This is a genomic window from Aquabacter sediminis (genome assembly GCF_028863665.1).
Classification (GTDB): Bacteria; Pseudomonadota; Alphaproteobacteria; order Rhizobiales; family Xanthobacteraceae; genus L1I39.
The window spans coordinates 13,080-34,350 of the sequence record NZ_JARBFX010000019.1; the positions used below are offsets into that span (position 1 = coordinate 13,080).

Annotated in this window: 15 protein-coding genes; 5 read left to right on the forward strand and 10 right to left on the reverse strand. The window is 65.9% G+C overall.

Going from position 1 to position 21,271, the window contains the following annotated elements:
- Positions 1 to 72: 72 nt before the first annotated feature.
- Both PV781_RS23235 and PV781_RS23240 read left to right on the forward strand, forming a co-directional pair.
- Positions 73 to 1,503: an amino acid permease gene (locus tag PV781_RS23235; protein WP_274778005.1), complete on the forward strand. Its 1,431-nt coding sequence runs from the start codon at positions 73 to 75 to the stop codon at positions 1,501 to 1,503.
- Entirely contained in the window at positions 1,500 to 2,369 is an 870-nt protein-coding gene (locus tag PV781_RS23240; RefSeq protein WP_274778006.1) for a universal stress protein, read from the forward strand. The genes PV781_RS23235 and PV781_RS23240 overlap by 4 nt, the downstream gene beginning before the upstream one ends.
- Positions 2,370 to 2,447: 78 nt before the next feature.
- On the opposite strand, the gene PV781_RS23245 is transcribed toward PV781_RS23240, so the two are convergent.
- The 9 genes from PV781_RS23245 to hrpB form a co-directional block, all read right to left on the reverse strand.
- The gene (locus tag PV781_RS23245; protein WP_274778007.1) at positions 2,448 to 3,872 is read right to left on the reverse strand and encodes a toll/interleukin-1 receptor domain-containing protein; all 1,425 of its coding nucleotides are present in this window, start codon (positions 3,870 to 3,872) and stop codon (positions 2,448 to 2,450) included.
- A gap of 183 nt (positions 3,873 to 4,055) precedes the next feature.
- Complete coding sequence (locus PV781_RS23250) at positions 4,056 to 5,210, reverse strand: ABC transporter permease (protein WP_274778008.1); 1,155 nt, start codon at positions 5,208 to 5,210, stop codon at positions 4,056 to 4,058.
- On the reverse strand, positions 5,210 to 7,945 hold the full coding sequence (gene rbbA / locus PV781_RS23255; RefSeq protein WP_274778009.1) for a ribosome-associated ATPase/putative transporter RbbA: 2,736 nt from the start codon (positions 7,943 to 7,945) through the stop codon (positions 5,210 to 5,212). Before rbbA ends, PV781_RS23250 begins: the two co-directional genes overlap by 1 nt.
- A gap of 10 nt (positions 7,946 to 7,955) precedes the next feature.
- Entirely contained in the window at positions 7,956 to 8,945 is a 990-nt protein-coding gene (locus tag PV781_RS23260; protein WP_274778010.1) for an HlyD family secretion protein, read from the reverse strand.
- Between the two features lie 228 nt (positions 8,946 to 9,173).
- Positions 9,174 to 10,721, reverse strand: coding sequence for an arginine/agmatine antiporter (adiC, locus tag PV781_RS23265; protein ID WP_274778011.1), 1,548 nt, complete (start codon positions 10,719 to 10,721; stop codon positions 9,174 to 9,176).
- 24 nt (positions 10,722 to 10,745) lie between these two features.
- The gene (locus tag PV781_RS23270) at positions 10,746 to 13,031 is read right to left on the reverse strand and encodes an Orn/Lys/Arg family decarboxylase (protein WP_274778012.1); all 2,286 of its coding nucleotides are present in this window, start codon (positions 13,029 to 13,031) and stop codon (positions 10,746 to 10,748) included.
- Between the two features lie 162 nt (positions 13,032 to 13,193).
- Positions 13,194 to 13,598: a group II truncated hemoglobin gene (locus PV781_RS23275; protein ID WP_274778013.1), complete on the reverse strand. Its 405-nt coding sequence runs from the start codon at positions 13,596 to 13,598 to the stop codon at positions 13,194 to 13,196.
- Between the two features lie 61 nt (positions 13,599 to 13,659).
- On the reverse strand, positions 13,660 to 14,280 hold the full coding sequence (gene mobA, locus PV781_RS23280) for a molybdenum cofactor guanylyltransferase (RefSeq protein WP_274778014.1): 621 nt from the start codon (positions 14,278 to 14,280) through the stop codon (positions 13,660 to 13,662).
- Positions 14,281 to 14,352: 72 nt separating this feature from the next.
- Complete coding sequence (gene hrpB / locus PV781_RS23285) at positions 14,353 to 16,857, reverse strand: ATP-dependent helicase HrpB (protein WP_274778015.1); 2,505 nt, start codon at positions 16,855 to 16,857, stop codon at positions 14,353 to 14,355.
- Positions 16,858 to 17,082: 225 nt separating this feature from the next.
- On the opposite strand from hrpB, the gene PV781_RS23290 reads away from it, so the two are divergent.
- From PV781_RS23290 to PV781_RS23300, 3 genes are all read left to right on the forward strand, one after another.
- The gene (locus tag PV781_RS23290) at positions 17,083 to 18,075 is read left to right on the forward strand and encodes a WD40 repeat domain-containing protein (RefSeq protein ID WP_274778016.1); all 993 of its coding nucleotides are present in this window, start codon (positions 17,083 to 17,085) and stop codon (positions 18,073 to 18,075) included.
- Between the two features lie 202 nt (positions 18,076 to 18,277).
- A complete protein-coding gene (locus tag PV781_RS23295) occupies positions 18,278 to 19,024 on the forward strand; it encodes an acetoacetate decarboxylase (RefSeq protein ID WP_274778017.1) in 747 nt (248 codons plus the stop codon).
- A 182-nt stretch (positions 19,025 to 19,206) separates the two neighbouring features.
- Positions 19,207 to 20,358, forward strand: a complete 1,152-nt coding sequence (locus PV781_RS23300; RefSeq protein ID WP_274778018.1) for a patatin-like phospholipase family protein — start codon at positions 19,207 to 19,209, stop codon at positions 20,356 to 20,358.
- 68 nt (positions 20,359 to 20,426) lie between these two features.
- Here the strand turns inward: PV781_RS23300 and PV781_RS23305 are convergent, their stop codons facing one another.
- Positions 20,427 to 21,200 (reverse strand): sulfite exporter TauE/SafE family protein, encoded by a 774-nt coding sequence (locus tag PV781_RS23305; RefSeq protein WP_274778019.1) that lies wholly within the window; start codon positions 21,198 to 21,200, stop codon positions 20,427 to 20,429.
- Positions 21,201 to 21,271 lie beyond the last annotated feature (71 nt).

Sequence of the window (21,271 nt, forward strand, 5' to 3'; positions counted from 1 at the left end):
CGACACAGCCCCGCAAAGGGGCGCCCGCCCCGTGAAGGACGGCGGGAGCAGAATCGAAAGACGGGGTCTTCCATGAGTGGGTCGGGGAATTGGAGCAGTGAGTTGCTGCGGTGCAAGCCAGTCACCGCGCTGGTGGACGAGCATGGGGGCGGCGGCAAAGGCCATCTGGAACGCAGCATTGGCCTGTTCCAGCTCACCATGCTGGGGGTGGGCGCCACCATCGGCACCGGTATCTTCGTGGCGCTGACCGCCGCCGTGCCGGAAGCGGGCCCGGCCGTGGTGGTCTCCTTCATCATTGCCGGCATCACGGCGGCCCTGACCGCCCTGTGCTATGCGGAGATTGCCTCCACCATCCCGGTTTCCGGCTCGGCCTATTCCTATGCCTATGCCACGCTGGGCGAATTCGTCGCCTATGTGGTGGGCGCCTGCCTGCTGCTTGAATATGCGGTTTCCGCCTCCGCCATCGCGGTGGGCTGGGGGCAATATCTGAACGAGGTGTTCCTGGACGTGTTCGGCTGGCAGATGCCGGACGCCATCAGCCAGCCTCCCGGGGCGGGCGGCTATTTCAACCTGCCGGCCATCGTGCTGGTGGCCATGTGCGCCTCGCTGCTCATGAAGGGCGCGCGGGAATCCACCACCATCAACGCCATCCTGGTGGTGCTGAAGCTGGGCGTGCTGGCCATGTTCATCATCATCGCCTTCTCCGCCTTCAATTCGGAGAACCTCACCCCCTTCACCCCGAAGGGCTGGCTGGGGGTGGGCGCCGCGGCGGGCACCATCTTCTTCTCCTATATCGGCATCGATGCCGTCTCCACCGCTGGCGAGGAGGTCAAGAACCCCCGCCGCAACATGCCGCTCGGCATCATCATGTCGCTGTTCCTGGTGACGGTGGTCTACGTGCTGGTGGCGCTGGCGGGCGTCGGCGCGCAGAAATGGACGGAGTTCCAGGGCCAGGATGCGGGGCTCGCCGTGATCCTGCGCAACATTACGGGCGCCACCTGGCCGTCCTTCGTGCTGTCGCTGGGGGCCATCATCTCCATCTTCTCCATCACGCTGGTGGTGATGTACGGGCAGACGCGCATCCTCTTCGCCATGAGCCGCGATGGGCTCTTGCCCAAGATGTTCCAGAAGGTGGACCCCAAGACCATGACGCCGGTGACGAACACCTATATCGTCGCCGTCTTCATCGCCTTCCTGGCCGCCCTCATCCCGCTGGACGTGCTGGCCAACCTCACCTCCATGGGCACGCTGATCGCCTTCTCGGTGGTCTCCATGGGCGTCATCATCCTGCGCCGCACCCGGCCGGACCTGCCGCGCGGCTATTCGGTGCCGCTGTTCCCCTTCGTGCCCATCGCCAGCGTGCTGTTCTGCGTCTACCTCATCACCCAGCTGCCGTGGGACACCTACGCCATGTTCGTGGTGTGGATCGCCATCGCGCTGGTTGTCTATTTCAAATATTCGCGCAAGAACTCCCTGCTCAACCAGGATGGGGGCGCGCGATGAGCTATGTGGTCGGTTACTCGCCCGACCGGGGCGGCGCCGACGCGCTGGCGGTGGGGCGCATGCTGGCCATGGCCGGCGACGTGCCCCTGACGGTCTGCGTGGTGACGCCGGAAACCTGGGGCTATCCCTCGCCCGCGGCGGTGGATGCCGAGTACAAGGTGTTCCTGGCCAAATATGCCGAGAAGGCCCTCGCCAAGGCGGCGGCCTATCTGGGGGGCAAGGTGAAGGCCGATTTCGTGGCCACCTCCGCCCCCTCGGCCGCCAAGGGCATCACCCGCATCGCCAATGAGAGCGATGCCGAGATCACCATTCTCGGCTCGGCGCGGGACGGCAAGAAGATGCGCTGCGTGTTCGGCTCCACCGCCTCGGCGGTGCTGGCGGGCACCAAATTCCCCACCATGCTCGCCCCCTTCGGCTATGCGGCCTCCGCGCCCGACAAGCTGGAGCGGGTGACCTGCGCCTATTCCGACGACCATGAGGGCCGCTCCACCCTGGAAGTGGCCGTCTCGCTGGCCCGCCGCCACGGCGTGCCGCTGCGCCTCGTCACCTTCGTGGTGCGCGACAAGCAGATGTATCCCTCCGACGTGGGCCTCCACGCCGAGGACATGGTGGCCAATGCCTGGAAGCAGCAGGCCGCCGCCGCCCAGGCCCAGGCGATGGACCAACTTCCCGACGACATCACGGCCACCGCCACCATCGGCGACGGCCGCGACTGGAAGCACGCCATCGCCAATGTGGGCTGGCTGAAGGGCGACATCCTGGTGGCCGGCGCCCATCACGAACAGGGCGTGTGGGCCTTCCTCTTCGGCACCGCCTTCACGCGCCTGCTGCGCTATGCCAGCGTGCCGGTCTTGGCGGTGGATTAAGGGAGAGGTGGGGAAACGGACGCGCGCGCTCTCGGGAGGGAGGGCGCGCGGGGGTGCGAAGGTCACTCCCGTGAAGCCCTAAGGACTGGTTGCAAGCTCGCCAAGCCTCGCCAATTGAGATATATTCAGCCGCATAAAATCCCACCGAGGCCGCGAACTGGGTGGCACACTGTCTATTCTGTCCTGGAGTTCATCCTTATTCGCCACGCCGATCATCGGGGCGACTTTCATGAAGTACGACTTTGACTTCGATCTTGCGAATATCTCAATTGGGTTGGGGTTACGGCCAATAAACTTGAGAGTATGGGGTTCCCAGCCAAGTCCATAACCTTCACCCAACGCCCGCAAATAGAGGACGAAATCAGCGGCCATAAGATTGCGAAACTCTACACCCAGCGCTTGACATCGCTCTTTCAACAATTCGGCCCGGGTAGAGGAGTGACGTAAGCGAGCATCTCTGTTGGCGAGCGACGGCATGTAATCCCCAAACACCGTAAACGGCCGCATGGGGTTAGATTTGTCATCGGAAGTAAAATATTCTGTAGATAACAGGTAATTTACAAAATCAAATCTTTCATACTTTAGTAAAATCGCAATCAAATACAAAAATAATTCATGTATTATGAATCGAAAATTATCAAACCAAATTTCGTTCCATTGATAAACACCGTCCGGAACCCGCATAAACGGCTCCATTTTTTCAAAAAATCTATGGATAACTCTGGCACAATCAATGCTTGGAACATAAATCGCAATTGATAGAAATACCTCAATCATTTCATTACGATAAGCTTTGAAATCAGATATATTTTTGAGCAACGCCTCTTCCCATTCCTCCGAAGTGACGTGATCATTTTCCATTCTAAATTTTTCTAATTCACTCAAAAATACGTTTAAGTAATCCTGAAGCGGACCTTCAAAATTTTCGCGCTTTGTTCGCAATACTTCTTGCGCACGACGGAAAGCTAATAAGGTGGCAGCTTTCACGGATGACGACCCGACATCAAGAAAAGTCGGCCTTTTCCCTAATGGCGGCATGACATACGCTGGTTCATCCCACGCCCAACGTACGATCCCTTCAAATTCCTCGACATACTTAGCATCATCACTTAGATCAAAAAAGATGCGGCCTTTATAAAAAACAGGAACACAGGGCTCACCATCTTTATATTTTTCACGCACTGCGGCAACAAACTTCTCCTGCTCCCGCCTTGCATACAATTGAGGCGTTATAATTTGCGCCTCTGTCCCTGCACCACCAGTCCTAGCGTTTGATTTTTCGACATATCTTGCGTCACACACAAGAAGAACTTTATTGACAGACGCATCCGTCACCATCTGTTCCATAAAAGCGTTTGCGTCGTGCCCATGTTTGAGATGCCATTTGTCTATAATGACGAAAATGCCATTTTCGACGAGCTCTTCAGCTAAAGAGAGGACCCATTTTTCATGGCTCGGACTGGTCCAACTATACGAAATAAATAGTTTCGGACTTTCGGACATTTCCTTGCCATACCCTGCTCGTTAGCATTTTACATTTTGCGCCTTTGACGTGTAACCGGATCTGCGACTTGTCCGATTTTTAGATAACGTATGCAGCGCACTACTTTTTTAGCATATCCCTCCAGAGCACACCGCGTCAAAGATCTGAAAAGACGTTGCACTTAACATTCTGCTCATCCCCCCTCACTGCTGCGCCGCCAAGAACCCCCTGAACCGCACCAGCGAATAGGAGAAGAACACCAGCCCCACCGCCGCCGTCGCCAGGAAGCGTGGCCAGACCACGTCGAAGCCGGCGCCGCGATAGAGGATGGCTTGGGCGAAGGCGACGAATTGGGTGGAGGGGGAAACCTGCATGATATATTGCAGCGCCACCGGCATGCTTTCCAGGGGCGTGAAGCCGCCGGACAGCATGTTCATGGGCAGCACGATGAGCATGAACATGAGGCCCAGCTGCGGCATGGAGCGCACCACAGTGCCCAAAAAGATGCCCAGTGAGGCGGTGAAGAAGAGATAGAGCGCCACCCCGGCCATGAAGAGCGGCACCGAGCCGGCAATGGTCATGCCCAATATGCCGCGCAGCACCACCAGCACCGAGAGCCCGGTCAGCACCAAAATCACCGCGCCATTGGCGAGGATCTTGGCCAGCATCACCTCCACCGGCCGCACCGGCAGCACGAGAAGATGCTCCAGCGTGCCATGCTCGCGCTCGCGCACCAAGGCCGCGCCCGCCAGCAGCACCGAGAGCATGGTGATGTTGGTGATGAGCCCCATGGTGCCGGTGAACCAGGAGCTTTCCAGCGCCTGGTTGAAGGCCGCGCGCACCTCCAGCGTCGGATTATAGGACACCGGCTTGTCCGAGCGGGTGGCGAAGCGCAGCACTTCCTGCTGGAAGATGTTGGCGATGTCGGTGGCGCCGAGCCCGGCCTGCATGAGGGCGGTGGCGTCGATGAGAAGCTGAACGTCGGGCGAGCGGCCGGCCAGCACGTCCTGTTCGAAGCGGGGCGGGAAATCCAGGGCGAAGACATAGCGCGCCTGGTTCATGGCCCGGTCCAGATCCCCCGGCGCCACCGCCACCGGCGTCTGGAAGCGCGGCGGCAGCAGCGCATCGGTGATGGCGTGGGAGAGCTGGGAGCGATCCTCGTCCACCACCGCCACGGTGGCGCGGTGGAGATCATGCTTCATGCCATTGGCCTGGATCAGGATGGCGGCCGAAAAGGCATAGAAGACCAGCACCATGAGCACGGTGTCGCGGCGCAGGCTCTCGAATTCCTTCATGAGCAGCGGCGGCAGATTGGACATGAGGCGCGGGCGCTTCGGGGTTAGGGCTGGGGTGGACATCACACCTCCTGCTTCTTCAGGAGAAGGAGCGCCGCGGCGAGCAGAACCGGCCAGAAGGCCAGGCTCGCCAGGATGAAGGGCATCAAATCCAGGAGCGACAGCCCCTTGGTGAAGGCCCCCACGCTGGCGCGCATGAAATAGGTGGTGGGAAAGAAGGTGCCGATCACCCGCGCCACCCCATCCAAGGTGGGCACCGGCTGGAGCAGGCCGGAAAACTGGCTGGCGGGCACCATGGTCAGGATGGAGGTGGCGAACAGCGCCGCCACCTGCGTCTTGGTGAAGATGGAGATGAAAAGCCCGAAGGCGGTGGTGGCCAGCACATAGGCGATGGCCCCAAGCGACAGCCCCAGGAAGCTGCCCTTCAGCGGCACGCCGAAAATGGTCAGGGCCATCACCACCATGACGAGGAAGTTCAAGGCCGCCAGCGCCGCATAGGGCAATTGCTTGCCCAGCAGGAATTCCACCTTGGTGACCGGCGTCACATAGAGATTGGTGATGGAGCCCATCTCCTTCTCGGTGACGACGCCCAGCGCGGTCAACACCGCCGGGATGAAGATGAGCATGAGCGCGATGGTGGCCGGCACCATGGCATCCAGGCTTCGGAACGCCTGGTTGTAGCGATAGCGCATGACGAGGTTTGCGGGGCTTTCGATGGCGCTCCCCGCCAGCTGCGCCGCATCCTGGATGAAGCGCAGATGCACGCTCTCCACATAGCCCACAATGGTCTCGGCCCGGAACGGCATGGCCCCGTCCACGGTGATGAAGACCTCCGTGTCCTTGCCGCCCCGCAGATTGGCGCCAAATTGCGGGGGGATCTCGATGGCGAAGGAGATGTCATTGGCGCGCAGCCGCTCCTCCAGCTGCGCCGGCCCGGCGAGCGGCGCTTCCAGGATGAAATAGGGCGAATGGGCATATTCATCCACATAGGCCCGGCTTTCCGGCGTCTGGTCGCGGTCGAGCACGGCAAAGCGCAGATGGTCCACGTCCAGCGTGATGCCGAAGCCGAAGATCAGCATGAGCAGCGCCGTGCCGAGCAGCGCGAAGGTGAGGCGCACCGGGTCGCGGCGCATCTCGATGGCCTCGCGCCAGGCATAGGCGCCCATGCGGCGCACCGAGAAGGCGGCGGGCTTGCGCACCCCGCCCGCCACCGCCTTGGGCATGGCGACGGGCGCATCCTTGCGCCCGCCCATTTCCATATAGGCGATGAAGGCCTCCTCCAGCGTGGAAACCCCTTGCGCCGCCTTCAGCTCGCCCGGCGTGCCGGTGGCGATCACCCGGCCCGCATGCATGAAGGAGATGCGGTCGCAGCGCTCCGCCTCGGTCATGAAATGGGTGGAGACGAAGATGGTCACGCCCTGGTCGCGGGAGAGCCGCTCCAGCCGGTCCCAGAACTGGTCGCGCGCCACCGGATCGACGCCCGACGTGGGCTCGTCGAGGATGAGAAGCTCCGGCTCGTGCAGGATGGCCACCGCCAATTGCAGGCGCTGGCGCACGCCCAGCGGCAGGCTGTCGGAGAGCGCCTCCAGATGGGGGCCGAGGTCGAAATCGGCGACGAGATCGGCGATGCGGGCTTTCGCGGCCTCCCCGGACAAGGCGAAGAGGCGGGCGTGCAGGTCGAGATTCTGCTGCACGGTGAGTTCGCCATAGAGCGAGAAGGACTGGGACATGTAGCCCACCCGCCGGCGCGTCTCCATGTCATCGGCCGCCACCGCCTTGCCGAACAAAAGCGCCTCGCCGGAGCTCGCTGGCAGCAGGCCGGTGAGCATCTTCATGGTGGTGCTCTTGCCGCAGCCATTGGAGCCGAGAAAGCCGAAGATCTCGCCCTTGCGGATGGTGAAGTTGACGTCATTGACGGCGATGAAGTCGCCGAAGCGCCTTGTCAGCCCCTTGGCCTCGATGGCGACGGGTGCGTCGGCGGGAATGGCGGCGCGGTCATGGTCCTGCCCCACCCCGTCCGGCCGCTCGGGCAGGAGGGCGATGAAGGCGCGTTCCAGATTGGGCTGCTTGGTGCGGGCCAGGAGGTCGGCGGGCGAGCCATCGGCCAGGATCGCCCCGTCATTCATCAGGACCACCCGGTCAAAGCGGGCGGCCTCGTCCATGTCGGAGGTGGCGACGATGACGCACAATTGCGGCCGCTCGGCCTTGATGGCGTCCACCAATTCCCAGAATTGCCGGCGCGAGAGCGGGTCGATGCCGGTGGTGGGCTCGTCGAGGATCAGGAGGTCCGGGTCATGCACCAGCGCGCAGCACAGACCGAGCTTCTGCTTCATGCCGCCGGAGAGCTTGCGCATCAGCCGGTCCTCGAAGGGCGCCAAGCCGGTGCCAGCCAAAAGCGGAGCGAGGCGCGCGCGGGCCTCGTTGGGGCTGGCGCCGAACAGGCGGGCGAAGAAGGTGATGTTCTCGCCCACCGTGAGGTTGGGATAGAGGTTCCGCCCCAGCCCCTGGGGCATATAGGCAATGCGCGGCTGCACGCCTTCCCGGTCGCGGCGCACCGACATGTCGACGCCGAGCGCGCGCACGACGCCGCCCTGCACCGCCTTGGAGCCGGCAAGCAGGGCCAGCAGCGTGGACTTGCCCACCCCGTCCGGCCCCACCAGCGCCAGCGAGGCGCCGGCATCAAGGTCGAGGTCGATGCCCTTCAGGGCCTCATAGGCCCCATAGAGGTGCCGCACCCCGCGAAAGGAGAGCCCCGTGCCGGGCGCGGTTTCGGCGGGGGCGCAAGCCGGATCGGCCATGATCGCCCCGCTACTTCGCCACGGCCTCGGTCAGGCGTGATTGCAGCCAGGCGGGCCAGGGCGCGGCCGGGTCGATGCGCACATAGGCCATGCCGGTCACGCCGGTCTTCACCATGTCGATATGGTCGGAGACGAGCTGCGAGGGAATGCGGATCTTGACCCGGAACACCATGCGCTCCCGCTCGGTCTGCGTCTCCACCTGCTTGGGCGTGAACTGGGCGCGGGCGGAAACGAAGGAGATGCGGCCGGGAATGGCGGTGTCGGGGAGCGGCTCCAGCAGCATGCGCGCCTCGGCGCCCAGCGCCAGCTTGCCGGCGAGCCCGGCGGGCAGGAAGACGGTCATGTAGACGTCGGAGAGGTCCAGCATGGTCAGCGCCTTGCCGCCCGCCGCCAGCACCTCGCCCGGCTCGGCGAGGCGATAGAGGATGCGCCCCGCCTTGGGCGCCTTCAGCGTGCCGTCGGCCACCTGCCGGGCAAGGCGGTCCGCCTCCGCCTGGGCGGCGCGCACGGCCGCCTCGTTGGCGGCCAGGCTGCTCTGGGCGGCGGACAGGGCTGCCTGGGCGGTGAAGCGGGCGGTGCGCTGCTGGTCCACGGTTTGCGCGGTGGCAAAGCCGCGCGAGAGCAAGGTCTCGGAGCGCTGCAATTCCTTCACGGCGAGGTCGAGTTCGCTGGAGCGCTGCTCGGCCACGTGGGAGGCCTGCTCCAGCGCCTTTTCCGCCTGCTGGGCCTGGGCCTCAGCGGTGCGGAGCGCGGCGGCGGTCTCTTCCACATCCATCTGCGCGACCACCTGGCCGGCCTGGACGAAATCGCCCTCCTCCACCATCACCTGGGCGACGCGGCCGGCATATTTGGTGGCGATGTCGATCTCGGTGGCCTCGATACGGCCATTGGCGGCAACAAAGCCGGCGGGCAATTGCTGGCGGGTCTTCAGGTAGTAATAGGCGCCCCCGCCGGCGGCGAGGGCGATGAGGACGAGCGCGACGACGATCTTGCGGAGCATCAGGGGGTCCAATCCGGCCGGCCGGGCCACGCCCGCCGCTTCGGCCGCATCTCGGCCGGTTCGGAGGACGGGGTCCGAATGTCATGTCTTCGCCCCCGGGGACCGCAACCTTCCACCCGGGCCACCCCCTGCGTGAAGCCGGGGGCGGAAGCGGGCTCACCCTATGCTGCACCGCAGCGCGCTTCGTTGACGCAGGTCAACACGTCCCGGTCAACCCCAACGCTTTCCTCACGCCAGAACCAGCGCCGGCCCCGCCGGCTTTTCTCCCCGCCACTCCAGCGTCGCATGGGGCGAGCGGGTGCGCAACGTGCCGGCCTCGTGCTTGCCCACCGCCTCCCAGAACATGAGCGCCAGCGCGGCGATGGTGATGGCGAGCGTCGCATAGCGGATCCAGCGGGGCGCCGCGCCGCCCGTATGCACCGTGCCATCCTCCACGTCGCGCTTGTGATTGAGGGCAAGGGCATAGAAGACGATGGTGGAGATGACGAAGATGAGCGACCAGCGGGTCTGGTTGCCGTCCGATCCCACCATCGCCCACAGCGAATAGACCGCCGCCACCAAGGCGATCATGGTGTAGATCGTATAGTCCTTGGGTGGCATGTTCTTGTAGCCGATCACCTTCAACGCGATGGCCGAATAGATGTAGGGCAGAAGCGTCATGATCACCGCGATGGAGGCGATCTTGCCGAATTGCTCGCTGGCGGTGGGGGACATGGTCGCCACGATCTGCACGCTCATGATGATGGCGACCACGGCGAGGCCCGCCGAGGGCACGCCCTTGGAATTGACCTTGGCGAACAGGTTCGGGAACAGCCCGTCATCGGCCGCCGCCTTGGCGGTCTGGCCCACCAGCAATGTCCAGCCGGCGAGCGAGCCCAGGCAGCCGATGGCGGCGCAAGCCGCGACGATATTGGCCGCCGTGTCGCCCAAGGCGAGGCGCGCCGCATCGGCGAAGGGGGCGGAGGAGGCCACCAATTCCTTGTTGGGGATCATGCCCATGATCACCGAGGAGGAAAGCACGTAGCAGACCGCCGCGATGATGACGCCGAACACGGTGGCGATGGGCACGTTGCGCTTCGGATTCTCCACCACCCCGGCCGAGACCGAGGCCGTCTCCACGCCGATGAAGGCCCAGAGCGTGAAGTTCAAGGTGGCGCCGATGGCCGAGAAGGTGCCTTGGCCCGACACGTTCCAGCCGTCCGCATAGGTTTTTCCGGAGAACCAGAACCAGCCGAGAATGGCCATGCCCACGATGGGCACCAATGCGAACGACGTGGTGAAGGATTGCAGCCGCCCCACCACGTTGGGGCCGAGAATGTTGGCATAGGTGAAGAACCAGACCAAAGCGATCTGGGCGAGCGCGGAGATCAGCGGGTCCTTCAGGCCGGGGAAGAAGTTGGAGAGATAGCCGAGCCCCGCCACCGCCAGCCCCACATTACCAACCACATTGGCGAGCCAGTAGATGAGGTTGGTCTGGTAACCCATATAGTCGCCGAACGACTTGCGGGCATAGGCATAGGGTCCGCCCGCCGCCGGATCGATGGAGGCGAGCTTGGCGAACACCAGCGCCAGGGACACGGCCCCCACGATGGTGATGAGCCAGCCGAAAATGGCGATGCCGCCGGTGGCGGCAAGGTTTGCCGGCAGCATGAAGACCCCGGAGCCCATCATGTTGCCCGCCACCATCAAGGTGGCCGCCACCAGACCGATCTTCTTGCCGCCGCTGGATGCGCCATTGGCCGAAGCCGCCGGCGCCGCTGTGCTCGCCTCGCTCATGCCCGCCTCCCCTTTCCCGTGGCCTCAGGCCGTGATGCACAGGATGCGATAGGTGCCGTCTTCCACCTCGACGCCGTGGGTGTCGTGGCCAAATCCCGGGAAGCGGCGATCGAAGGCTTCCAGCGCCTTGAGATAAGCGAGCGCCTTGGCGCCCGCCTTCTCGCCCGGCATCAAAAGCGGAATGCCCGGCGGATAGGGCACCACGCCGGTGGCGACCGTGCGGCCCGCCATCTCGTCGAGGGTGAGGGCCTCCACCTTGCCCTTCACCAGCTTCTCGTAGGCCTCCACGGGGGAGAGATCCGGCTCCGGCAGTTCGGAGAAACCGTCCGCCATGGTGGCGGTGGTCTTCAGCTCCTTCATGGCGGCGAACATCTCGTCCGCCAGGTCCTTCAGCCCCAGGGCGCCGTAGCGGCCGGGAGCCAGGGCCACGAGGTCGGGCAGGATGTGCTCAAGCGGGGCATTGGCGTCATAGTCGCGCTTGAAGTCCGCCAGCTCGCTCACCAGCGTGCCCCACTTGCCCTTGGTGACGCCGATGGAGAACAGGAACAGGATGGTGAAGTCCGTGGTCTTCTCCACCACGATGCCCTGCCGGTCCAGATAGAGCGTGACGATGGCGGCGGGGATGCCCGTCTCGGCCAGGACGCCCGACGGCGACATGCCGGGGGTGAGCACCGACACCTTGATGGGGTCGAGCATGCACCAGTCATCCTCCAGCCCCTCGAAGCCATGCCAGGCGGCGCCCGGCGCCAGCACCCAGCAGGCGGGATCGGTGGCAAGCTGTGTCTCATCCGCCAGATGGAAGGCCACCTTGCGGCCGCTCCGGTCGGTGACGAAGTCCGGCTGCCAGGTGGTGAAGAACCAGGTGCCCCGCTCGCCATATTCGCCATGGAGCCGCGCCATGATCTGGCGGAAGGCCACCGCCTCGCGGATGGATTCGGTGGTCAGCGCCTTGCCGGAGGCGCCGTCCATCATGGCCGCGCTCACGTCGTTGGAGGCGATGATGGCGTAATTGGGCGAGGTGGAGGCGTGCATCATGAACGCCTCGTTGAAGCGTCCATGGGGAATGGGCCGGCGCCCGTCGCGCACATGGATGTAGGAGGCCTGGGAGAGCGCCGCCAAGAGCTTGTGGGTGGACTGGGTGGCGAACACCGTGGGCCGCGACGGGTCATAGGCCTTCGCATCGCCGAACATGGCGAAGCGGTCCCTGTAGAGTGGATTGAAGCGGGCGTAGCCGTACCACGCCTCGTCGAAATGCAGGCGATCCAGGCTCTGGCCCAGCAGCGCCTCCACCTTGGCCACGTTGTAGCAGAGGCCGTCATAGGTGGAGTTGGTGATGATGGCGTGCTGGGGCGTCGGGTCCACCCCCTCCCCCACCAGCGTGTTGCCGGCGATGGAAGCCTTGATGGCCTCCGGCGTCAGCCGCGAGGGCGGGATGGGGCCGATGATGCCGAGGCCATTGCGGGACGGCATCATGTAGGTGGGGATGGCGCCGGACAGCGTCATGGCGTGCTCGGCGGACTTGTGGCAGTTGCGGTCGCACAGGCAGACATCGTTCCGCGTCACCGAGGCCATGAGGATGACCCGGTTGGAGGTGGACGAGCCGTTGGTCACATAATAGGTGCGATGGGCGCCGAAGACCCTCGCCGCATATTTCTCGCCCTGGCCGATGGGGCCGGAATGGTCCAGCAGCGAGCCCAGTTCCCCCACCGAGATGGACAGGTCCGCCCGCAGGAGGTTCTCGCCGAAGAACTCGAAATAGGCCCGCCCCGCCGGATGCTTCAGGAAGGCGGTGCCGCCGGTGTGGCCCGGCGTGTGCCAGGAATATTCGTGCACCTGGGAGAAGCGGGCGAGGGCGCCGAACATGGGCGGCAGCACCTGGCTGCGATAACGCTCCGTCGCCGCCACCACGCGGCCGGCGATGAAGCGGGGCGTGTCCTCCATCAGCCAGACGAAATCATCCACCTCGCCCATGGCGTCGAGGGGAATGGTGGAGGCGAGCGAGCGGTCGGCACACAGGAAGATGGGCACTGCCGAATTGCGGGCGCGGATGGCAGTGATGGTGGCAAGGGCCGCCTTGTGGTCGGCGTCGCCCTCCATGTCCCAGTCCAGCAGCACCGCCTGGATGGCGGCATCGGCGGCGAACAGGGCGCCGGCATCCTCGCAGGAGGTGGCGGTCACCACGTCCACGTCCTGCTCGATCAGCTCGTCGGCGAGGGCGCGGGCGGCCCGGCCCGGCGGCGTTTGAGAATTGATGTGGGAGTGCGCGAGCAAAGCCCGCATCCCGAGGCCTTCTTCCCGAGAACGTGCCATTCCAGGTCTCCTGCCCTGACGTCGGACCTTTGGCAGGAGCTTACCACGGAGAAGGCGATTTCAGTCTTTGACTTCGCTCACATTTTAAGCACGGACAAACCACTATTTTGAACACTACCCCAAAACCGCTCGGCACATAGATTCATTGCGATGCAAAACTGGTCACGCCTTGTTCTGCATGTGCATGGCGAGCGCCTCCACGCGGGGCATGACCACGTCCCGAAGGCCGGGATCTTCCACCGTCTCGTCGAAGGCGCGGCGGAAGCAGATGAGCCAGCCATCGCGTTCCAGGGGCCCGATGGGCGCGCGGAAATGGCGTTGGCGCATCATGGGCGCGCCGTGGCGCTCCACGAACAGAGGCGGCCCGCCGAACCAGTAGGACAAATACTCGAACAGCTTCTGCTCGCTGCCGGCGAGGCTCTCGGGATGGATGGCCCGGCATTCGGCGGCCTCGGGCAAGGTGTCCATCAATTCATAGAAGCGCCCGGTGAGCCGGCGGATGCCCGCCTCTCCGCCCATGCGGTCATAGACCGAGCGCTCGGGCGCCTGCTGATCCTGTTGCGCCATGCCGCCCATGATCCTCGTCCTCGAAGCGCGCCACCATAGCGAGGCGGACGGCGCGCGCCACTCAGGGCTCCCCCGGATACCCCGCCTGCCGGCGCGCCTGCTCCAGGTCGGCGGGCGTATTCACATTGAAGAAGATATTGGCTTCCGCCGCATAGGGCTCCACCTCGGCGGGGGGCAGGATGCGGGCATCGAGCGCGGCGATGACCTTTTCCAGCTTCAATTCGCCGCGCAGCAGGAAGGGGTGCAACACCGGCGCGATGCGGCGGGCATAGATGGCGTGCAGCGGCTGGAGCCCATAGGCATCGCGCGGCACGGCGGCGTCATGGCCGTCGAGGGCATAGCTCAGGTGCCGGATGAGCGGGGCGGAGAGGAACGGCATGTCGCAGGCACAGACGAAGACATGTTCCGTGGGCGCCTTCAGCAGGGCCGTATAGATCCCGCCAAGCGCCGCGTGATGGGGCATCACGTCCCCATGCACCTCCAGGCCCCGCTCCGCATAGGGGGCGGGATCATTGGCGATGACCATCACATGCGCGCAGGTCTCGGCGAGACGGGCGAGGATGTGGTCGATCACCGGCACGCCGCCCACCGTCACCAGCGCCTTGTTGATGCGCCCCATGCGCCGGGCCTCGCCGCCGGCCAGAACCACGCCGGTGAGTCCCTCAATGACCTTGATCGACATGACCAGCCCTTTGCTTGCGGACCTTGTTGTCCCCCATCCCAGCCACAGGAAGCGGGCGGCATCACGGCACCCTCAGGTGCCTCTTGGCTTCGCCCGCGTGGTGGGCGGGGCCTGGGAGGGGTCTTCCGGCCAGGGGTGCTTGGGATAGCGCCCGCGCATGTCCGCCCGCACGTCCCGCCAGGAGCCCCGCCAGAATTGCGGCAGGTCCTTGGTCATCTGGATGGGCCGATGGGCGGGGGACAGCAAGGCGAGGGTGAGCGGCACCCGCCCACCGGCAATGGCGGGATGCACCTTCAGCCCGAACATCTCCTGCACCCGCACCGACACGGCCGGGCCGCCTTCCGCCCCATAATCAATGGGCAGGCGCGATCCGGTGGGCGCCTCGAAATGGGTGGGGGCCTCCGCCTCCAGGCGACGGGTGAGCTCATAGGGCAGAAGGGCGTGCAGGGCGTTGGAGAGGTCGCCGGCCGTGATGTCGGCGAGCGCCGTGCGCCCCTCCAGATAAGGCGCGAGCCAATCCTGCGGCGCCTGCGCCAAGGCGGCGTCAGAGAGGTCCGGCCAGGGCTCGCCCTCGGCCGCGCGCAGGAACATCACTCGGTCGCGCCATTGGGAGAGCGCCGCGCTCCAGGGCAGGCGGACAAGGCCCAGCCCCACCACGCCCCGCGCCAGCGCCGCCGCCGTCTCCGGCCCCTGCGGCACCGGGCGGGGCCGGTCCGCCAGCACCAGGGCCCGCAGGCGCCGCGTCTCGCGGGCGCGCACGGCCGCGGCTTCCGCATCGAAGGCCACTTCCACGCCACTGGTGATGTCGGCGGCGAACAGGCGTTCCAACTCCTCCGCCTCCAGGGCGGCGGCGAGCGTGATGCGGGCGGCCTCGGCGCGACCGGAGACTTCCGCCACGGCCAGGACAGGCGCGCGGGCGAGCGCGGCGGAGGGTTCCATCACCCCGCCCCTGCCATTGGCCAGGAGAAAGCGCGTGCCATCCCCCCGAGCCTTGGCCACACGGTCCGGGAAGGCCAGCGCCAGGAGGCCGGCAGGCGAAGCGCCTTGCGCGAGGGAAACTTGCGCCAGGGAAAGACGCCCCTCCCCTGCCCCCCGTTCGGCACTCTCAGCCCAGCGATCGGCAAGCCGGCGGGCATCGTCCGCCCGGCGGGAGCGCTCGCGGCGGAAACCGTCGAGGCGGTGGAGAAGATCGACGCCATCCCCGCCCAGTCCCCGCTCCACCAGCACGGCGGCGATCTCCGCCGCCTCCTGCGCCAGGCCCGCATCGGCGCCGGCAATGACCATGTGCGAGAGGCGCGGCGGCAAGGGCAGGCGCGCCATGCGCCGGCCGAGCGGCGTCACCGCGCCTTCCGCATCGAGCGCGCCGAGCAGCACCAGCAGCGCCTTGGCCTCGGCCAAGGCCGGAACGGGCGGCGGATCGAGAAAGGCGAGGCTGCGCGCATCGCGCACGCCCCAGGCGGCCAGGTCCAGCACCAGGCCGGTCAAGTCGGCGGCGAGAATCTCGGGCGTGGCGAAGGGCTGGAGGCTCGCCATCTCCCCCTCGCTCCACAGGCGATAGCACACGCCGGGCTCGGTGCGTCCGGCGCGGCCCCGCCTCTGGTCGGCGGCGGCGCGGGAGACGCGCACGGTCTCAAGGCGGGTCAGGCCCACATCGGGCTCGAAGCGGGGCACGCGGGCAAGGCCCCCGTCCACCACCACCCGCACGCCCTCGATGGTCAGGCTGGTCTCGGCGATGGAAGTGGCGAGCACAACCTTGCGCGTGCCGGGCGGGGCGGGCAGCACGGCCCGGTCCTGCTCGGCGGCATCCAGCGCGCCATAAAGGGGCACGATGGCCACGTCTTTGTCCCGCACGCGCTCGCGCAGAAGGCTCTCCGTGCGACGGATCTCCCCGGCGCCGGGCAGGAAGGCCAGGATGGAGCCGCGCTCGGCGTTGAGCGCCCGCACCACCGCATCCGCCACCTGCCGGTCGATGGGCGCACGCGGATCGCGGCCGAGATAGAAGGTCTCCACCGGAAAGGCGCGCCCCTCGCTCTCGATCACCGGCGCCGGGCCGCCCTCCCCGCCCAGCAAGGCGGCGACGCGGGCCCCATCGAGGGTTGCGGACATGGCGAGCAGGCGAAGGTCTTCCCGCAGCCCGCCTTGGGCATCGAGCGCCAAAGCAAGGCCCAGGTCAGCGTCCAGGGAGCGCTCGTGATATTCGTCGAACAGCACGGCGGCGATGCCGGAGAGTTCGGGATCGTCCAGGATCATGCGGGTGAAGACACCCTCCGTCACCACCTCGATGCGGGTGCGCCGGGAGACCTCCGCCTTCAGCCGCACCCGATAGCCGACCCGTTCCCCCACCTTCTCGCCCAGCGTCTGCGCCATGCGGGTTGCGGCGGCGCGCGCGGCGAGACGGCGGGGCTCCAGAACCAGGATCTTGCGGCCGGCGACCCAGGGTTCGTCCATGAGGGCGAGCGGCACCCGCGTTGTCTTGCCGGCGCCGGGCGGCGCCACCAGGACGGCATTCGGGCCCCGTGCCAGCGTCTCGCGCAGCGGATCCAGGACGTCATCGATGGGCAGGCGGGTGTCGAACATGGGGCCAGAATGATGGGGCGGCGGGGCGCGTCCTGTAGCATGGCGGCGGGCACGGCCGAAACGGGGGCCGAACGCCGGGTGCGGGGCGACAAATGCCCTCGCCTCGCTTATCTAGGGGGCGAACGATCCGCCGGCGCGCCCGCTGCGTCGCGGATCGCACGGGCTTCTCCTTCAAGCCTTCGGAGGGCGGATCGTCCCCGATGGCGCAGACATTCCGGCTGGCGCATGTCCACTGTTCCCTCTTCGCTCACCGACAAGGTCCGCACCTTCACCCTCGACAGCGGCATCGTCCATTCCGGCTTTCTGGGCGGGACCTGCGTGCTGGTGGAGGATGCGGGCGCCGCGACCCTGGTGGGCGCCTCCCCCCTCAAGGTCGCGCTCCATGACGGTGTGCCGCTGGACGTGGCCGGCAATGGACGGCGGCTTGTCAGCGGCGGCGATGACGGCAAGGTGGTGGAACTGGCCGCCGACGGCACGGTGAAAATCCTCGCAGAGCACAAGGCCCGCTGGGTGGACCATGTGGCCCTGGGGCCGGACGGCATCACCGCCTATTCGGTGGGCAAGACCGCCCACATGATCTCCCCCAAGGGCGAGCCGCGCCAATTGGAGGTCGCCTCCACCGTGGGCGGTCTCGCCTTCGCCCATAAGGGCATCCGCCTCGCGGTCGCCCATTATGGCGGCGTGACCTTGTGGTTCCCCAATGCGCCGGGCTCCAAGCCGGAGACGCTGGGCTGGAAGGGCTCGCACCTGGGGGTGGTGTTCAGCCCCGACAACCGCTTCGTCATCACCACCATGCAGGAAGCCGCGCTCCATGGCTGGCGGGTGGTGGATGGCGGGCATATGCGCATGACCGGCTATCCCAGCCGCGTGAAGTCGTTCGAATTCACCGCCGACGGCAAGTGGCTGGCCTCCTCCGGCTCGACGGAAGTCATCCTGTGGCCGTTCCAGTCCAAGGAAGGCCCCATGGGCAAGCAGCCCTCCATGCTGGCCCCCTCCACCACCGGCAAGGTGACGCAGGTGTCCTGCCATCCCAAGGACCCGGTGCTGGCGGCCGGCTTCGAGGACGGAATGGTGCTGATGGTGCGCATCTCCGATGGCGCCGAGATTCTCCTGCGCAAGCCCGACGCCACCCCGGTCACCGCCATCGGCTGGCGGGCGGATGGCGGGGCGGTGGCGTTCGGCACGGCCTCGGGCAGCGCGGGCCTGCTGGAATTCTGAAGGCTGGGGTGCGGACCGGACGGCCCGGAGCGCACCCGCACATTTTTGCTGCAGTGCGGGACACGCCAAGCGATGACGTCTCGGGGCTGTCACGCAGGACAGCTATGGGCTAACCTGATGCTTATCTCGCGCCTGCGAGATGACGTTGCGGACGGTTCGCCCGGCCGCTCCCGTTCCGGTCGGATGGAGTTCGGAGTTCCCCATGAAGATCGAAGACGTTCGCCGCACAGCCTATTCCATGCCGCTGACGAACCCTGCGTTCCCGAAGGGACCCTATCGGTTCTTCGACCGGGAATTCATGATCATCACCTACCGCACCGACATCGAGGCGCTGCGCAAGGTGGTGCCCGAGCCGCTGGAAGTGTTCGAGCCGCTGGTGAAGTACGAATTCATCCGCATGCCCGACTCCACCGGCTTCGGCGACTATACCGAGACCGGACAGGTCATCCCCGTGAAGTTCAACGGCGTGGAGGGCGGCTATGTCCACTCCATGTACCTGGACGACGAGGCGCCCATCGCCGGCGGCCGCGAGCTGTGGGGCTTCCCCAAGAAATATGCCCATCCCAAGATGGAAGTGGAAAAGGACGTGCTCTCCGGCCGCCTCCACTATGGCAAGACGCTCTGCGCCGAGGCCACCATGGGCTACAAGCACGTGGCGGCCGACAAGGACGTGGTCATGAAGGCGCTCAAGGCGCCCAACTACATGATCAAGATCATCCCCCATGTGGACGCCACCCCCCGCATCTGCGAGCTGGTGCGCTACTACCTGGAAGACATCGACCTGAAGGAATGCTGGGTCGGCCCGGCCGCCCTCGGCCTTTATCCCCACGCCATCTGCGACGTGGCCCGCCTGCCGGTGCTGGAGATCGTCTCCGCCTTGCATCTGCGCGCGGACCTGACCCTGGGCATGGGCGAGGTGATCTACGACTACATGGCCGAGCCCAAGTGACGGCCAGTCTGACGGCCCGGCCGGGCTGAGCGCCAATGGCGGGGCGCCCGGCGCCCCGCGGTGCCCGGCCACCCCTCCGGCGATTGCGCTCCATGGGCGCGCACGCCATCCTCACATGAAGATCGCGCATTCCCCCGCAGGCGCGTACCGCCGCCCGGTGGAGGTCAGGACACGAGGGACAGATGAGCACGCGTCTGGATCACAATCCGCAGGAAATCGCCTCTCTCGTTCACGAATATGACCGGGTCGCCCTGGTGTTCCAGGGGGGCGGCGCGCTCGGCGCCTATCAGGCGGGCGTCTATGAGGCGCTCTCGGCCACCGGCGCGGAGCCCAACTGGATTTCGGGCGTCTCCATCGGCGCCATCAATTCGGCCATCATCGCCGGCAACACGCCGGAAAACCGGGTGCCGCGCCTGCGCGAATTCTGGGAGACGGTGTCGGGGCGCAAATTCTTCCCCTTCACGCCGGAAGGCGACATCTTCCGCGCCATGCGCAACCAGATGAGCGCGCTGGCCACCATCAATCTCGGCCAGCCCGGCTTCTTCCGCCCCCGCTGGCCCAATCCCTGGCTGCTGCCCACGGGCGCGGAGGGGGCCACAAGCTTCTACGACACCACGCCCCTGCGCGAGACCCTGCTGCGCCTGGTGGATTTCGACCTGATCAATAACGGCCAGAAGCGCTTTTCCGTTGGCGCAGCCAATGTGCGAACCGGAAACTTCATCTATTTCGACAACACCACCCATCGCATCGGGCCGGAGCATGTGATGGCCTCCGGAGCCCTGCCGCCCGCCTTCCCGGCCATTCGCATCGATGGCGAATATTACTGGGACGGCGGCGTGGTTTCCAACACGCCCCTGCAATGGCTCTTGGACCAACCCGAGCATCCGGCCTCCCTGGTGTTCCAGGTGGACCTGTTCAGCGCCCGGGGCGAGATGCCCCGTGACATGCTCGACGTGATCGAGCGCCAGAAGGACATCGTCTATTCCAGCCGCACGCGCTACACCACGGACCTGTTCCGCCGGGTGCAGGAGATGCGCACCAAGCATGCGGAGACCGTGCTGCGCATTCCCGAGCAGCTGCGCACCGACGAGGACCGCGCCGTGCTGGAGGATTATGCCAATTCCGGCCCGGTCAACATCTGCCACCTGATCTATCAGGAAAAGACCTACGAGCGGGATTTCAAGGACTACGAATTCTCCGGCACCTCCATGCGCGATCACTGGCAGGCCGGCGTCGAGGACACCCTGCGCACCTTGCGCCACCGCGAATGGCTGCGCCGTCCGCCGAAGGAAGCCTCGGTGGTGGTGCACGACGTGCACCGCATCGACGACTGAGGTCGCCTCCCCCAAACGAAAAGGGCCCGCCGGCATCGTCCGGCGGGCCCTTTTTCGTGGGGTGAACCTCAGATCAGGATCGCGCGGGCGAGCATGTGCAGGCCGAGCAGCGCCAGCCCGGCGAAGAAGCAGCGCCGGAAGCCGGTGGGGGAAACCTTCAGGCGCAGGCGGCGGCCGATCTCCATGCCCGCCACCGCCGGCACCAGGGCCGCCAGCGAGGCCAACATCATGGTGGGATCGGAAAAGGGCGCCCCTTGCCCCATCAGCGCAAAGCCCAGCGCGAAGGTGGAGACGGCAAAGCCCAGCCCCAGCGCCTGCACCAATTCCTCCTTGGGCATGTCCAGGGACTGAAGGTAGGGCGCCATGGGCATCACCGTGACACCCGTGGTACCGGTGAGCAGCCCCGAGGCGAAGCCCGCCACCGGGGAAAGCCAGCGCTCCAGCGCGGGCGGGGTCTTCAGGTGAAGATTGAGGAGGCCCATCACGCCATAGACGGTCAAGGTCAGGCCCAATATGCCCGGCGCCAGGTGGGATTCCAGCCCTCCCAACACCAGCCCGCCCAGGAACGTGCCGATGACAACAGTGACGATCATCGCCCAGAAGCGCCGCAGGGTGTGGCCAAGGCGCGGGCCGGTGGCGAGCTGCACCACATTGGAAATGGCCGCCGGCACCACGATCAGGGCCGCGGCCTGGGCCGGCGGCATGACGAGGCACAAGAGCCCCACCCCAACGGTGGGCATGCCCATGGCGATGAGGCCCTTCACCAGCCCCGCGAAGACGAGCACGGCGACGATGAAGGCCAGAGTGGTCTCGGTTACGGGCAGAGGAAAGGAAAAGGACATGGGGGCACGGACGGAAGAAGGAGCCCAAAGGGCGGTCCATCTGCTCTAAGGCCAGGACGGCCTTGCAACAA

Coding starts and splice junctions, on each gene's coding strand:
- PV781_RS23240 (WP_274778006.1), top strand. CDS start 1,500: ATGAGCTATGTGGTCGGTTACTCGCCCGACCGGGGCGGCGCCGACGCG.
- PV781_RS23250 (WP_274778008.1), bottom strand. CDS start 5,210: ATGTCCACCCCAGCCCTAACCCCGAAGCGCCCGCGCCTCATGTCCAAT.
- PV781_RS23290 (WP_274778016.1), top strand. CDS start 17,083: ATGTCCACTGTTCCCTCTTCGCTCACCGACAAGGTCCGCACCTTCACC.
- PV781_RS23270 (WP_274778012.1), bottom strand. CDS start 13,031: ATGGCACGTTCTCGGGAAGAAGGCCTCGGGATGCGGGCTTTGCTCGCG.
- PV781_RS23245 (WP_274778007.1), bottom strand. CDS start 3,872: ATGTCCGAAAGTCCGAAACTATTTATTTCGTATAGTTGGACCAGTCCG.
- hrpB (WP_274778015.1), bottom strand. CDS start 16,857: ATGTTCGACACCCGCCTGCCCATCGATGACGTCCTGGATCCGCTGCGC.
- mobA (WP_274778014.1), bottom strand. CDS start 14,280: ATGTCGATCAAGGTCATTGAGGGACTCACCGGCGTGGTTCTGGCCGGC.
- rbbA (WP_274778009.1), bottom strand. CDS start 7,945: ATGGCCGATCCGGCTTGCGCCCCCGCCGAAACCGCGCCCGGCACGGGG.
- PV781_RS23260 (WP_274778010.1), bottom strand. CDS start 8,945: ATGCTCCGCAAGATCGTCGTCGCGCTCGTCCTCATCGCCCTCGCCGCC.
- adiC (WP_274778011.1), bottom strand. CDS start 10,721: ATGAGCGAGGCGAGCACAGCGGCGCCGGCGGCTTCGGCCAATGGCGCA.
- PV781_RS23295 (WP_274778017.1), top strand. CDS start 18,278: ATGAAGATCGAAGACGTTCGCCGCACAGCCTATTCCATGCCGCTGACG.
- PV781_RS23300 (WP_274778018.1), top strand. CDS start 19,207: ATGAGCACGCGTCTGGATCACAATCCGCAGGAAATCGCCTCTCTCGTT.
- PV781_RS23275 (WP_274778013.1), bottom strand. CDS start 13,598: ATGGCGCAACAGGATCAGCAGGCGCCCGAGCGCTCGGTCTATGACCGC.
- PV781_RS23305 (WP_274778019.1), bottom strand. CDS start 21,200: ATGTCCTTTTCCTTTCCTCTGCCCGTAACCGAGACCACTCTGGCCTTC.
- PV781_RS23235 (WP_274778005.1), top strand. CDS start 73: ATGAGTGGGTCGGGGAATTGGAGCAGTGAGTTGCTGCGGTGCAAGCCA.